The sequence below is a fragment of the Nesterenkonia sandarakina genome (genome assembly GCF_003003175.1).
Lineage (GTDB): Bacteria > Actinomycetota > Actinomycetes > Actinomycetales > Micrococcaceae > Nesterenkonia > Nesterenkonia sandarakina_A.
Map to the genome: position 1 here is coordinate 16,348 of NZ_PVTY01000016.1, position 13,663 is coordinate 30,010.

Sequence of the window (13,663 nt, forward strand, 5' to 3'; positions counted from 1 at the left end):
AGCAGTCTAGGCGGATATATGCGCCATCTCCAATATTTATGCATAAGTCGGGCCCCCCGACTTCGCCGCTCCGGGCCTGCGTTGGGTACGCTTGCCGCCATGAATGAACAGAGCGTTTTCCCAGAGGATCTGCCCGACAGAGCACGAGTGGTGCATGCCGAGCAGGCAGGCGGGACCGAGGTGCTCGTCGAGGCCCAGGTGTCACTGCCTGAGCCTGGACCGAACCAGGTGCTGGTGGAGACTGCCGCAACCGGGGTCAACTTCATCGAGACCTACCAGCGCAGCGGCGTGTACCCCGTCGAATACCCCTTCACTCCCGGCACCGAAGGCGCCGGGAGGGTGATCGCCGCCGGCGAGGGCGTGGAGTCGCTGTCCATCGGTCAGCGCGTCACCACCCTGGAAGCCTCGACCGGCACCTATGCCTCCCACTTCCTCGTCGACGCCGGCAAGGCCGTGGGCGTCCCGGACGAGGTCACCGACGAGCAGGCGGCAGCTCTGCCGCTGCAGGGCATCACCGCCCACTACCTGGTCAACTCCACCTACCGGGTCTCCCCCGGGGAGACCGTGCTGACCCACGCCGGCGCCGGAGGGGTGGGTCAGATCCTGACCCAGCTGCTCAAGGCCAAGGGCGCCCGGGTGATCACCACCTGCTCCACCGAGGAGAAGGCCCAGATCGCTCAGGCCGCCGGCGCGGACTACGTGCTGGGCTATGAGAACTTCGCCGAGCGGGTCCGTGAGATCACCAAGGGCGAGGGCGTCGCCGCGGTCTTCGACGGCGTCGGCAAGGACACCTACCTCGGGTCCCTGGACTCGCTGGCGATCCGCGGGATGTTCGTCCTCTACGGCGGCGCCTCCGGTCAGGTGCCTGCGCTGGATCCCCAGGAGCTCAACCGCCGCGGCGGACTCTATGTCACCCGTCCGGCCACGCACTGGTACCTGCGCAACGCCGAGGAGCGCAGCTGGCGCTATGCCGAGCTCTTCAGCGCGCTGACCAGCGGCGAGCTGAAGCTGAGCATCGGCGCCAGCTACCCGCTCACTGAGGCCGGCCGCGCCCACGATGACCTGGAGAACCGCCGGACCACCGGCAAGCTGCTGCTGAAGCCCTGAGCGGCACACCGCATGCGGAGTCCGAGGAGCCGTCGGTGACCCAGCTGCTCGTCGCCGACTCCGCGCTGACCCCGGACGGGACGATAGGCCCGTACTGGCTGCGCCTGGCCGGGGATCGCATCCTCCAGGCCGGTCATGGCCGCCCGACGACGACGCCGGATCTGCACCTCAGCGAGGGGGTCCTGGCCCCCGGATTCGTCGACGTGCACGCCCACGGCGGAGGTGGCGCGGCGTTCACCGACGGTGCAGATGCTTCCCGGACCGTGCTGGCGGCACATCGCCGGCGCGGCACCACGACCATGCTCGCCTCCCTGGTCAGCGCGCCGATCCCTGCGCTGCTCGACCAGGCCGAGCAGCTTCGACCCCTGGTGGAGGCGGGCGAGCTCGCCGGGATCCACCTCGAGGGCCCGTGGCTGAGCCCCGCCCATCGCGGCGCCCATGACGCCTCCCTGCTCAGCGACCCCACCCCGGAGGCCGTCTCCGCGGTGCTTGCGCACCCCGCGGCCTCGCTGCTGCGCTATCTCACCCTCGCCCCGGAGCGCGCCGGTGCCGTCGAGGCCGCTGCCCGGCTGCGCGCCGCAGGAGTGGCCGTGGGGATCGGGCACACCGGTGCCGACGGTGCACAGACCCGCGCGGCCCTGGCCGCCGGCGCCAGCGCGGCCACCCACCTGTTCAATGGAATGAAGGGGCTGCACCATCGCGACCCGGGTCCGGCGCTGGCGCTGCTGGAGGACCCCGCCGCGTTCCTGGAGCTGATCCATGACGGGGTGCACCTGCACCCGGAGATGGTCCGCCACATCTGGCACACCGCGACCCGCCAGGGCGGTGCGCGGCGGCTGGTGCTGGTCTCGGATGCGATGGCCGGCGCCGCCGCACAGGAGGGCCGCTACACCCTGGGCGCCCTGGAGGTCGACGTCGCACACGGCGTCGCCCGGCTGGTCGAGCCCGACGGGACGCTGGGTGCGATCGCAGGCTCCGCGGTGACTCTGGCCGAGGCGGTCCGGCGCAGCATCCTCGACGCGGGCATCGACCCGGCGCAGGCGCTGAGGGCCGCCACCGCCAACCCCGCGGAGATGATCGGGCTCGACGACGTCGGCCGGCTGCTGCCCGGAGGACGCGCCGACCTGGTGCTGCTGGATCCAGACTGGCAGGTGCGCCGGGTCATGCACCGCGGCCGGTGGGTCGAGGGAGCGAATGACGACGGTCCGGCCGCGGGCGCCGCACAGACCGATGGTCCGGCAGACTGAGCGTCTGCCGGATCATCGGTGCCTTCACGAGTGAGGCGCGCGCTTCCGCTGCACTCTCACCTGAGCGCTGCATCGACAGCGCAGGGCCGTTAAACCGGCGCTGTCACCGCTGCACAGCTCCGTGGCGCTGCTGCGCCAGGGCGACGGCGCCGGCTCGGGCCTCGGAGGCCTCCTCCGCGGTGAGCGTGCGGTCCTCGGCGCGGAAGCGAAGCGCGAAGGCCAGCGACTTCTGCCCGGCCTCGATGTGCTCGCCGGAGTACACGTCGAAGAGCTCGATGCTCTCGAGCAGCTCTCCAGCCCCCTCGACCAGGGTGGCCTGCAGCGCGGCGGCGGGAAGATCGGCCGCGACGATCAGCGAGACGTCCTGGGTGGTCGGCGGGAAGGTCGAGATCGGCTCGGCGCTGATCTGTTCCGGGGCGCCGTGGATGAGCGCCGAGAGATCCAGCTCCATCACCGCGGTGCGCGCCGGCAGGTCCAGCTCCTCGATGACCTTCGGGTGCAGCTCGCCGGCGTGACCGACTCGCTCCCCGTTGAACCGCAGCTCGGCGGTGCGCCCGGGGTGGAAGGCCTGATGCCGGCCCTGGACCACCTCGAGCTCCACGCGCAGCAGGTCGGCGACCTTCTGCGCCGCGTCCACCGCGTCTGCCCAGTCACGACGGCGCCCGGGAACCCCGGGCAGCTCGGCCGCCTCGGCGCCGCTGAGCGCGGCCGCGATGTGCAGCGGCTGATCTGGGATGCCGGCGTCGAGCCCTGCCAGCACCTCCTCGCCGGGGTAGACGCCGAGATCCGGGATGCTCGGCGAACCGAGCGGGGACTTCGGGTGGAAGACCGAGCCGGCCTCGAAGAGCGCGACGTCAATGAACCCGCGGGAGACGTTGCGGCGCAGCGCCTCGAGCAGCCCGGGAAGCACCGTGGTGCGCAGCGCCGGGTGCTGGCTGGCGATCGGGTTGGCCAGGCGCAGCATCGGCATGGGCTTGCCGGTGTCCTCGGCCTGCCCGAAGCGGGTGTTGGCGGCCTCGGAGTAGAACGGGTAGCTGAGCACCTCGGTGAAGCCGGCGGCGGCCATGCCGGCGTAGACGCTGCGGCGGCGCTGCTGGGATGCGGTGAGGCCGCGGCCGGCCGGTGGCACCGGAAGCCGGGAGGGGATCTGGTCGTAGCCGACGAGTCGGGCGATCTCCTCGACCAGGGCGGCGGGGATGGTCAGGTCCGGGCGCCAGCTGGGCGGGGTGACCAGCAGGTGCTCCCCATCTTCGTGCAGCTCGGCGCCGATGGCTTCCAGCGTGGAGCGGATCTGCTCCTGGGTGTAGGCCACCCCGGTGAGCTTCTCCGGCAGCGTGCGCTCCAGCCGGATCGGCTCCGGCAGCACGGGAGCTCCCGCGTCGGTGACGTCACCCGAGTCGGTGCCGCCGGCGAGCTCGACGAGCAGGTCCACCACGCGCTGTGCGGCGAGCGGGGGCAGCAGCGGGTCCACGCCGCGCTCGAAGCGCTTGGACGCCTCGGAGGGCAGCTTGTGCCGGCGCTTGCTGCGGCTGATGCTGATCGGGTCGAAGTGCGCGGCTTCGACGATGACCGTGGAGGTGGTGGAGTCCACCTCGGTGCGGGCTCCGCCCATCACCCCGGCGATCCCGATGGGGCCGGACTGATCCGCGATCACCAGGTCCTCAGGGTTCAGCGTGCGCACCTTCTCGTCCAGGGTGGTGAGCTTCTCGCCGGCCGTCGCGCGGCGGACCTCGATGCCGCCGTCGAGCTTGGCCGCGTCGTAGCAGTGGTTGGGCTGTCCCAGTTCGAGCATCACATAGTTCGAGACGTCCACCGCGATGCTGATCGAGCGCATCCCGGCCAGGCGCAGCCGGGCGGCCATCCACGGCGGGGTGGGCGCCGCCGGGTTGATCCCGGTGACCTTGTGCGTGACGAACCGGCTGCAGCCCTGGACCCCATAGATGGGTGTGTCGTCGGTGAGCGTCACCTCGTGACCGGGCCGGGCGGCGTCGTCGTCCTGGGCAGTCTTGATCTCGGCGGCCGGGTCGGTGAACGGGGTGCCGGTGGCGTGGGAGTACTCGCGGGCGATCCCGCGCAGCGAGAACGCGTAGCCGCGGTCGGGGGTCACGTTGAGCTCTGCGGCGGAGTCGTAGAGGCCCAGCAGCTCCATGGCGTCGGTGCCGGGCTCCGGGTCGAGCCCGAGGGTGGAGAGCACCAGGATCCCGTCGTGGTCCTCGCCGATGCCGAGCTCGCGCACCGAGGCGATCATGCCGGCGGAGACGTGGCCGTAGGTCTTGCGCGCGGCGATCCGGAAGTCACCGGGCAGCACGGCACCCGGGAGGGTGACCACGACCTTGTCCCCGACCTCGAAGTTGTGCGCGCCGCAGACGATGCCCTGGACGCCTGAAGGGTCGATCCCCTCGTGGGTCAGGGTCTGGGCGGTGCCCTCGGGCACCACTCGGACCTGGCACCAGTTGATGGTCTTGCCGTTGGACTGGGGCTCGGGGAGCTTCTCCAGCACCTCGCCGACGACGATCGGGCCGCTGAGCGAGTCGGTGGGACGGTGCACGTCCTCCTCTTCGAGGCCGACCTTGACCAGCTCGGCCATCAGGTCCTCAGCGGTGCCCTCGGCGGGGAACTGGGTGTATTCACGAATCCAAGAGAGCGGAATGCGCATGTCTCAGACCTCCATTCCGAAGTGCTGGCTGAAGCGGATGTCGCCTTCGATCATGTCGCGCATGTCGGGGACCCCGTTGCGGAACATCAGGGTGCGTTCGATGCCCATGCCGAACGCGAAGCCGGTGTACTCCTCCGGGTCCACGCCGGCGGCGCGCAGCACGGCGGGGTTCATCATGCCGCAGCCGCCCCATTCGACCCAGCGCGGGCCGCCCTTGGCCTGGGCGTGCCAGACGTCGAGCTCCGCGGAGGGCTCGGTGAAGGGGAAGTAGCTGGGGCGCAGCCGGATGGCGGCGTCGGGGCCGAACATCTGCCGGGCGAAGTGCTCCAGGGTGCCCTTCAGATCGGCCATGGTGAGGCCCTTGTCCACGGCGAGACCCTCGAACTGGTGGAACACCGGGGTGTGCGTGGCGTCGAGCTCGTCGGTGCGGAACGTCTTGCCCGGGCAGAGCACGTACACGGGCAGCTCGCGGGTGAGCAGCGACCGGATCTGCACCGGGGAGGTGTGGGTGCGCAGCACCAGGTGAGCCTCGGGGGGCTCCACGAAGAAGGTGTCCTGCATCTCCCGGGAGGGATGGTCCGGGGCGATGTTCAGCGCGTCGAAGTTGAACCACTCGGATTCCACCTCGGGGCCTTCGGCGATCTCCCAGCCCATGGCGATGAAGACGTCGGAGACCCGCTCCTGCAGCACCGAGAGCGGGTGCCGGGCACCGAGCGGACGACGGCGGTGGGCTGCGGTGACGTCGACGGTCTCCTCCACCAGGATCCGCTCCGCGTGCTCGACCTCGAGCACCGTGGTGCGCGCCGCAAGGGCCTTCTGCATCTTCCCGCGAGCGCCGCCGAGCAGCTTGCCGGCAGCGGCCTTCTCGGTCTTGTCCAGCGACCCGATCTGCCGGTTGGCCAGCACGAGCGGTGCCTTGTCTCCGGTGTGCGCCAGCCGGGCGGCCTTGAGCTCCTCGAGGTCGCGGGCTGCGGCGAAGGCGTCGACGGCCTGCTGCACAGCATGGTCGATGGCGGACTCATCCAGCGGATGCGGTGTTTCGGGCGTGGACATTCTGCTCCCGGGTCAGGTGGGTGGAAACAATCCCGGTCAGTTTATGCGGGTCATTGGTAGGAGACGAACCACGGTTTGGGGTCGACCTGGAAGGTCTGCTCCGAGGTGAAGGTCGGCGAGTCCTCGTCGTAGAAGTTCTTCCAGCCGAGCCAGATGTCCTCGCTGAGCTCCTGCTGCAGGGTCTCGTAAGTCTCGGTCTTCATCGCAGGTGTTCCGTGGCCGTCGGCGTGGAGCAGGATCGCCAGCTCCTCGTGGGAGGTGTCGATGTCCTCGCGGTCCGAGATCATGGCGAGCTGGAACTGGTGCAGCACCAGCAGCTTCTGCTGGAGCTCGTGCTCTTCGGTGAGTCCGGCGAGCCAGTCGGAGACCTCGTTGATCTCTGCGGCGCTGACCGACCCGATCTGCTCCATGTGCCGCTGTCCCTCGCCGAGCCGCCATTCAGGGTCCAGGGCGAGACCGACGTGGGGCTGAACCAGGAAGTCTTCGTAGAGCTGGGCCTGTTCCAGGAAGCTGGCGTGGCCCGGCTGCAGGTCCAGCACCACGTAGATGTCCTCCTCCGCAGCAAGGTCCACCCAGGGCTCGATGACCTCGGGGTCCAGAGCATTGGTGTAGTTGCCGTCGAGGCCCGGCTCGGTGATCGCGATGGAGGTGATGATCTCGAAGGCCGGCTGGACCGGCTCCTGCGAGTGCTCCTGATACTGCTCGGCGTAGAACTTCACCCGATCGACGGCGTCCTGAGGCTCGCCCTCACCCAGGACCCCGAGCGCCGGGATGCCCGGGGCGCCGTATGCGGCGAGGAAGCGCCGGTCAGGGAACAGCGTGTCGCCCCCGCCGGGAAGCTCCGCGGGCTCGGCCTCAGGTTCTTCGGCTTCGTCAGGTTCTTCGGAGTCTCCGGCTTCTGCCGAGTCATCACCGCCTGCCGCCTCGTCGCCGTCGGCGTCGTCCGCCGCGTCACCGCTGGACTGATCGGCGGAGGCGTCCTCCGGGGCGGCGCTGCTCGAGCCGCAGGCGGTCAGGGTCACGGCAAGCAGCATGGCGCTGAGCATGAGCCCCGGGCGCAGGGTGTGGGAGGTCGGGGCGGAGATGTCCATGCGTTTCACGCTACCGGTGAATGAGAATGACCCTTGCATCGGTTCCGGTCCGCAGACAGCCCTGTGCCCGCGAGGAAGGCGTTCCAGGGGGTCGGTCAGCTCAGCTGCGACCCCCTGGAAGCGTCAGTGCTCGCGCAGCCAGACGGTGGTCTCCCCCGGCAGCACCTCCGCACTCAGCGGCTGCGAGCTCACCAGCACCTCGCCGGCGGGCAGCGGGACGGCCTGCTCGCTGAAGTTGGTCACGCAGAGCCATCCTCCGGGTCGGCGGAAGGCCAGCACCTCGGAAGCGGACCCGTCAGCGCCGGTCCCCTCGGAACCGAGATCACCGGGACCGGGACCACCGGCACCGGGTAGCTCGATCCACTCCAGGGTGTCGGCCCCCTGCAGCTCGCGGCGCAGTTGCAGCGCGCGCCGGTAGAGGTTCAGGGTCGAGTCCTCGGCAGCGTCCTGGGCCTGCACGCTGTAGCGGGAGAACCACTCGGGCTGCGGCAGATGAGCCTCGCCCGCGCCGAACCCGAAGGTCTCCCCTGCGCTGGACCAGGGCAGCGGGACCCGGCAGCCGTCGCGGCCGACGCTGAACCCTGGGCTGCGGAAGAACGTCGGATCCTGCCGGTCCGCGTCGGGGATCTCCGCGACCTCATGCAGACCGAGCTCCTCGCCCTGATAGAGGTAGGCGCTGCCGGGCAGGGCCAGTTCGAACAGCGAGGCGGCGCGCGCCCGGCGCAGCCCGGCCTCGGCCTGCAGCTCAGGGGTGGTCCCGGCGGTGAGCAGCCAGTGGGTGCCGGCCTTGTCCTCGCCGTCGGCCTTGGGTGGGAGCCCGTAGCGGGTGGCGTGGCGGACCACGTCGTGGTTCGAGAGCACCCAGGTGCTGGAGGACCCGGACGTCGCCGCCAGATCCAGGTTGAAGGTCACGGTCTCGCGGAACTGGGCGGCGTCGAAGTTGGCTTCGAGCAGGTCGAAGTTGAACGCCTGGCCGAGTCCCTCGGCGGAGGCATACGTGGGCCGGCGGGCCGAATCCACCCACGCCTCGGCCACGCCGATCTTCGGCGGATCGTATTCGTTGAAGACCCCGCGCCATTCGCGGTAGATCTCGTGGACCTCATCGCGGTCCCAGAGCGGGTGTGCGCCGTCCTTCGGGATGGCGTCCAGCTCGGCCTGACTGGGCAGGTTCGCCGGCAGGTCCTTGGCCAGTCCGTGCGCGACGTCGACCCGAAACCCGTCCACGCCCCGGTCGGACCAGAAGCGCACGGTCTGCAGGAAGTCCTCGTGGACCTCGCGGTTGTGCCAGTTCAGGTCGGGCTGTTCCTTGGCGAAGCTGTGCAGGAACCACTGCCCCGGTGTGCCGTCGGGCTCGGTGATCCGGGTCCAGGCGGGTCCGCCGAAGATCGAGGTCCAGTCCGACGGCGGGAGCTCTCCGGCGTCCCCTTCACCGTCGCGGAAGATGTAGCGCTCCCGGGCTGCTGAGCCCTTCGGCGAGCGCAGCGCCTCGTGGAACCATTCGTGCCGGTCCGAGGTGTGGTTGGGCACGATGTCCACGATCAGCCGGATCCCGGCCCGGTGCAGCGCGGCGACCATGGCGTCGAAGTCCTCCAGGGTGCCGATCTTGGGGTCGACGTCGCGGTAGTCGTCCACGTCGTAGCCGCCGTCGGCCAGTGCCGAGGGGTAGAAGGGGCTGAGCCAGACGGCGTCGACCCCGAGGTCCTGCAGGTAGCCGACCCGGGAGGTGATGCCGCGCAGGTCGCCGATGCCGTTGCCGTCGGCGTCGGCGAAGGAGCGCGGGTAGATCTGATAGACCGCGGCCTGGCGCCACCAGTGCGGGTCGGCGCCCAGTCCGCTGGTCGTGCTCGGGGCTTCTGCGGTGGAGGTGAATGACAAGGGGTTCTCGTCCTTTCGGTGTGTCGGGTGAGGCTCATGGTGCGGGTGTACATCGGAGCCTGGATCCAGGTCCGAGCGGGTCATTTGACGGCGCCCTGGGTGAGTCCGGAGAGCACCCAGCGCTGGGAGATCACGTAGGCGATGATCGCCGGCGCCATCGCCATCAGATAGGAGGCGAAGGAGACGTGGTAGTTGTTGCTGAACTGGGTCTGGAAGATCTCCTGGATCACCGGCAGCGTCTGCAGCGTCGGGTCCGCGATGATCAGCGAGGGCATCATGAAGTCGTTCCAGGACTTCAGGAAGGCGAAGATCCCCACGGTGGCGCTCCTCGGCGCCATCAGCGGGAAGACGATCCGCCAGAACGCTCCTGCGGTGGAGGCGCCGTCCATCCGGGCGGACTCCTCCAGCTCGGCGGGCAGCGAGCGCAGGAACGCGGTGAACAGCAGCGTGCTGAAGGAGATCTGGAACATGATGTGCAGCAGCGCGACCCCCAGCGGGTTCGCCAGCTCGACCATGCCGGTGAGCTTGACCTGGCTGAGCGCGAGCACCGGGAACGGCAGGAACATCGCGGCCAGCAGGTAGTAGAACGCCCAGCGGTAGGCCTTCTTCTCCCAGTTCCGCGAGATCGCGTAGGAGGCCATCGCGCTGAGCAAGATCGTGCCGATCACGGTGGCCAGGGTGATCAGGATCGAGATGGTGAACGCCCGGGGGAAGTCGGTCAGCGCCCAGGCGGTGGTGAAGCCCTCGACGCTGAACGGGGCAGGCCATGCGAACGCCTCCCCCTCGACGGCCTGCTCTCCGGTCTTGAAGGCCATCGAGATGGTGACGTAGAAGGGCAGGATCACGGTGAGCGCGCCGAGGATGAGCAGCAAGGTGGTGCCCCAGCGGTGCCGATCGGAGCGGCGCGAGGTCGGCAGCCCGGCTCCCTGAGAGTTGTCCGAGGAGCGGCGCGGAATGCTGCTCGCGGCGCCGCCGGGGATGGTGGTGGTGGGCAGAGTCATCAGATTCTCGCGTTTCCTCGGGTCAGGCGCAGCTGGATGAGTGCGATGGTCAGCGTGATCAGGAAGAAGATCGTGGAGTTCGCCATCTGATAGGCGTAGTCGCCGTTGTCGAAGCCGGAGAAGATCGTCATCGCTACGGAGCGGGTGGAGGTGCCCGGACCGCCGTCGGTCAGGCCGACGATGATCTCGTAGGTGCCCAGGAAGTCTTTGAACCCGATGATCACATTGATCAGCACGAAGCCGGAGATCAGCGGCAGGGTGATGCTGCGCAGCTGCTTCCAGGCGGAGGCGCCGTCGATGGCCGAGGCCTCGTAGACGTCCCGCGGGACCGTCATCAGTCCGGCGATGTAGATCAGCATGGCCTGGGGAACCGCCTGCCAGGCGGTCACCAGCACGATGGAGATCCAGGCCAGATCAGGGTCCGCGAGGATCGACTCCTCCAGCACCCCGAGCTGCAGCGCCTGGGCGGCGGCGGGCACCGTATTGGCGAAGATGAACTGGAAGACGAAGGCGATGATGATCCCGGAGACCACCATCGGCATCACGAAGATTGTGCGCAGCGTCGTCTTCGCCCGGATCTTGGCGGTCAGCCCGATGGCCAGGGTCAGGGCGATCACGTTGACCAGGATCACGGTGCACAGCGCGACCCCGATCGTGAAGCCGTAGGAGGAGAGGATCGCCGGGTCGCTGAACATCACCAGGTAGTTGTTGAGGCCGACGAAGTCGAACTCGCCGAAGCCCACGGAGTCGGTGAAGCTGTAGAAGATGCCCATCGCCGCCGGCATGGTGATGCTCAGCGTGAACAGCACCAGGGTGGGCAGCAGGAACCAGAGATAGACCCGGTCCGCGCGGGGTCGGCGGCGCACCGGCGGTCGGGCCCCGGGGTCCCTTCCGGCGGGGGCGTCTGCGGTCTGCGGCGTCCTGCGGGTGGGCTTGGTGGTGGTGGTCATGTCAGGCCTCGGTCTCTCATCGTCGAGCCAGTCGGGCCCAGTCCTCGTCCAGCGTCCGCAGCGTTGCTTCCAGACTCTGACCGGTGACCATGCCTTGGGCGTAGTTCTCGAACGGGATGGTGCGCGGAATGGCCTGGGACACTCCCTGGTAGAAGGCGGCGCGGTCGACGAAGGTCTGCAGGTCCTGCAGCCGGGGGTCCTCCACGGCGGGCGCATCCTCGCGGACTCCGAAGGCGAGGTTGTCCTGGTTATAGGCGTCGGCGATCTCCGGCGTGATCAGATAGCGCAGCAGGTCCCGCGCGGGTTCCTGGGCGTTGGACGCCTCGGGCACCCAGAGCGCGAGGTCAAGGTTCACCCGGACCTTCAGATCCTCGGGATCCTCGGTCATCGGCAGCGGGAAGATCCCGATCTGCGCGTCCGGGTTGAGCGTGGCGATCTCGCCCAGCGCCCAGGGGCCCTGCAGGTACATCGCGGCCTCGCCGCGGGCGAAGGCGACGTTGCCGTCCCCGTAGCCTCGGCTCGCCGCCCCGGGCTGGGAGAAGGCGGCGATCTCGAGCATCTGCTCCAGCGGTTCGCGCAGGGTGCGGGAGAACGAGACCGGCGCGTCGGGTCCGGCGTCGGAGCCCTGGGCGCGCAGCTGCTCGAAGAACGCCGCGACGTCGACCGAGCCGCCCACGCTGTAGTCGACGAGTCCCTGCGCCACGGTCCAGGGATCGGCGTAGGTGGAGTAGATCGGGGTGACCCCGGCGTCCTCGAGCGTGCTGCACACCTCGAGGAACTCAGAGTAGGTGGTCGGGATCGACAGGTCGTGCTCGGCGAAGATCTCTTCGTTGTAGAGCACCGCGGCGGCCATCATCGAATACGGGATCACGCTGGTGCGCCCCGGGTAGGTCGGGTACTGGTCGATCAGGTCCTGGATGCTCGGCGCGATGCGCGCCTCTTCCGCGAGGTCAGCGAGATCGGAGAAGGCGCCGCGCTCCTGGAAGCGGACGATCTCGTAGTTGTAGTTCAGGCAGCCCAGGTCTGGCGGGTTGCCCCGGGCGAAGCCTGCCGAGAGTCCGGAGGAGGTGTCGTGGACCGCCCGCACCCCCGAGGCCTGCTGGTTGAAGTCCCGCACCAGGTCCCCGAAGTACGGGATCGCCTCGGGCTTCGACTGGTGGAACGAGACCTCTTGGGCGCCCCGGCCGGTGCCGCAGCCGCTGAGTCCGGCGGCCAGGGCCACGCCCGCCAGTCCGCCGAGGAAGGCTCGTCGCGAGGGTGTGGGTGGAGCGTAGCTCACCGGGCCCCCTTCTGTGATGTAGAACACTAAAACTTGATGTCCCGATTAAATATAGAGGCTTAATATAAGCGATGCAATAATGTGTGGAGATTTTCTGGCGACCCCCGATCGGAAGCAGGCCACCTATGAGTCAGACGCGTTCTCCGGCGCCGGCCGGTTCCTCGCAGCTGATCCGGCAGCTCAACGCGCAGCGCGTGCTGAGCTGCATGTGGGGCCGCGAACCCAGCACCGCCACCGAGCTGATGCATGCCACCGGCCTGACCCGCGCCACGATCCTGACGCTGTGTCGGGACCTCACCGAGCAGGGCTGGCTCGAGGTCTCGGAGAACTCCCGACAGGCCGGTCAGTACACCAAGGGCCGCCCTGCGCTGCGCTATGCCTTCCGCGAGGACGCCTGCCACGTGATCGGCGTCGACGCCGGGCTGCACCAGGTCACCGCGGCCGTGGCGAACCTGCGCGGCGTCGAGGTCGGCTGTGCCACCCGGCCGTCGAACCCGCAGGGATCCGACGCTCCGCTGCAGCCGGCGGCAGAACGACGACGCACCGTCCTGGACACGGTCGATGCCGCCCTGGGCCAGGCCGGGCTCACCCATGCCGATGTGGCGTGCCTGGTGATCGCGGTGCCCGCGCCGGTGGACTCCGACGGACGCTCCCCCAAGGGGCTCAACGCCTTCTGGAGCCTGATGAACCCCGAGCTGATCACCCTGGGCGCTGAGCACGGCTGGGACTGCGCGGTGGACAACGACGCCAATCTCGCCGCGCTCGCCGAGCTGGACCTGCAGTCCAGCGGTCCGGATGACTCCTTCGCCGTGATCCTCTCCGGCGAGCGCCTGGGCGCCGGACTCGTGATGGATGGACGCCTGCTGCACCAGGCCCGTGGGGGCATCGGCGAGCTCGGCATGTTGGATCTGGTCCAAGGGGTCGAATCCGCCAACGGTCTGGGCTGGTGGGCGCGTCACCTCGCCCGGGAGGCGCTGAGCCGGACCCCGGGACACTCCGGTGCGCTGGGCCAGGTCACGGCGGAGGAGGTGACCAGCGAAGACGTCTTCGCCGCAGCGGATGCAGGAGACCAGCTGGCGCTGGAGATCATGGATCAGCTCGCAGACCGGCTGGCGCGGATCTGCGTGGTGCTCGCCGGCCTGCTGGATCTGGATCGGATCCTGGTCTCCGGAGCGATCGCTCCGGCGCTGACCGATGTGGCCGCGCGCGCCAAGGAGAAGCTCGCCCAGCATCTCTACGCCCCCTGGCTGCAGATCGAGGCCTCGACGCTGGGGGCGCACGCCGTGCGGCGCGGCGCGATCCGGCTCGCGGTGGACCGGATCAAGGATCAGGCGCTGCACCCCGGCCCAGCGGCCTGAACCCGGAGGCCCTGCCCGGGGTGCGGATCCCGGCTAGATTATCTGC

The 13,663-nt window shown here is 69.3% G+C and carries 10 protein-coding genes; 3 read left to right on the top strand and 7 right to left on the bottom strand.

Annotated elements, in window-relative coordinates; genetic code table 11:
- Window positions 1-99: 99 nt before the first annotated feature.
- Complete coding sequence (locus tag BCL67_RS12440) at window positions 100-1,107, top strand: quinone oxidoreductase family protein (protein WP_106123748.1); 1,008 nt, start codon at window positions 100-102, stop codon at window positions 1,105-1,107.
- Between the two features lie 35 nt (window positions 1,108-1,142).
- On the top strand, window positions 1,143-2,354 hold the full coding sequence (locus BCL67_RS12445) for an N-acetylglucosamine-6-phosphate deacetylase (RefSeq protein ID WP_258175045.1): 1,212 nt from the start codon (window positions 1,143-1,145) through the stop codon (window positions 2,352-2,354).
- A 103-nt stretch (window positions 2,355-2,457) separates the two neighbouring features.
- Here BCL67_RS12445 and pheT read toward each other — a convergent pair whose 3' ends face one another.
- The 7 genes from pheT to BCL67_RS12480 form a co-directional block, all read right to left on the bottom strand.
- Window positions 2,458-5,010: a phenylalanine--tRNA ligase subunit beta gene (pheT, locus tag BCL67_RS12450; protein ID WP_106123749.1), complete on the bottom strand. Its 2,553-nt coding sequence runs from the start codon at window positions 5,008-5,010 to the stop codon at window positions 2,458-2,460.
- 3 nt (window positions 5,011-5,013) lie between these two features.
- Window positions 5,014-6,063: a phenylalanine--tRNA ligase subunit alpha gene (pheS, locus tag BCL67_RS12455; protein WP_106123750.1), complete on the bottom strand. Its 1,050-nt coding sequence runs from the start codon at window positions 6,061-6,063 to the stop codon at window positions 5,014-5,016.
- 50 nt (window positions 6,064-6,113) lie between these two features.
- Entirely contained in the window at window positions 6,114-7,154 is a 1,041-nt protein-coding gene (locus BCL67_RS12460; RefSeq protein ID WP_258175047.1) for a hypothetical protein, read from the bottom strand.
- A gap of 123 nt (window positions 7,155-7,277) precedes the next feature.
- Window positions 7,278-9,029, bottom strand: a complete 1,752-nt coding sequence (locus BCL67_RS12465; RefSeq protein ID WP_374955650.1) for a glycoside hydrolase family 13 protein — start codon at window positions 9,027-9,029, stop codon at window positions 7,278-7,280.
- 80 nt (window positions 9,030-9,109) lie between these two features.
- A complete protein-coding gene (locus tag BCL67_RS12470) occupies window positions 9,110-10,030 on the bottom strand; it encodes a carbohydrate ABC transporter permease (RefSeq protein WP_106123752.1) in 921 nt (306 codons plus the stop codon).
- The gene (locus BCL67_RS12475) at window positions 10,030-10,980 is read right to left on the bottom strand and encodes a carbohydrate ABC transporter permease (RefSeq protein ID WP_106123753.1); all 951 of its coding nucleotides are present in this window, start codon (window positions 10,978-10,980) and stop codon (window positions 10,030-10,032) included. Before BCL67_RS12475 ends, BCL67_RS12470 begins: the two co-directional genes overlap by 1 nt.
- A gap of 16 nt (window positions 10,981-10,996) precedes the next feature.
- Window positions 10,997-12,259: an ABC transporter substrate-binding protein gene (locus BCL67_RS12480; RefSeq protein WP_106123796.1), complete on the bottom strand. Its 1,263-nt coding sequence runs from the start codon at window positions 12,257-12,259 to the stop codon at window positions 10,997-10,999.
- A gap of 125 nt (window positions 12,260-12,384) precedes the next feature.
- Between BCL67_RS12480 and BCL67_RS12485 the strand changes: the two genes are divergently transcribed.
- Window positions 12,385-13,617, top strand: a complete 1,233-nt coding sequence (locus BCL67_RS12485; RefSeq protein WP_106123754.1) for an ROK family protein — start codon at window positions 12,385-12,387, stop codon at window positions 13,615-13,617.
- Window positions 13,618-13,663 lie beyond the last annotated feature (46 nt).